This is a genomic window from Vibrio sp. S234-5, assembly GCF_000960595.1.
Classification (GTDB): Bacteria; Pseudomonadota; Gammaproteobacteria; order Enterobacterales; family Vibrionaceae; genus Vibrio.
This window is the reverse complement of the sequence record NZ_JZAM01000038.1, coordinates 1-637: the sequence shown is the minus strand read 5'-3', so window position 1 is coordinate 637 and position 637 is coordinate 1. Positions and strand designations below refer to the sequence as shown.

Below are 637 nucleotides of genomic sequence, written 5' to 3'. Positions count from 1 at the left end.
TTTTTAGCTTTTGAACAACGTGGTTTTTGTCTTCTGTTTGCTCGCATTGGCGGCAAGCATATTTAGGACGAACATATTCCAACACTTTGAGTACCGCTGGCGTGAACTCAAGTTTCTCGCTACGGTCTTCACCGATTTTATGCAGGTTATGTTGGCAGCAAGTGCACTGCTTTTCATCGTCGTCTAAATCAAGTTCGATAACTTCACGAGGCAAGCTCTTTGGCAGTGGTCTGCGTTTACCGCGTTTCTTCGTTGTGATGGTCGTTGTGACAACGTCAACCTCTTCTTCTTTAGCAGCTTCACACTCCGCTTCGTTGAAGAGGTCACCTTGGGATTCATTGTAAGGCTTTAACGCCTCCGAGCGTTTAGCGAACTGACGGTCGAAGGCAAGTTTGAGTTGTTCAAGCAGCGATTGGCGCTCTTGTTTCAATTGGGTTTCTGACGCCATCAGCGCTTTCACCATCGCTTGTAGCTCGGCAACATCTTGGCTTTCTGGGTTGATATTTGGCGCTGAGGGATCCCCTCATAATTTCCCCAAAGCATAACCATGTTTGAATAGATTTTGAGCAAGCAGGGTTGCAGCCACGAGTAAGTCTTCCCTTGTTATTGTGTAGTCAGAATGCCGCAAAACTTCCAT

At 46.6% G+C, this 637-nt stretch carries 1 protein-coding gene; it reads right to left on the bottom strand.

All coding sequences use genetic code 11. The annotated features are described in order from the left end of the window. On the bottom strand, positions 1-463 hold a 463-nt coding region (locus UF06_RS01140; RefSeq protein WP_045568807.1), incomplete at its 3' end, for an IS66 family transposase zinc-finger binding domain-containing protein. Positions 464-637: the final 174 nt, after the last annotated feature.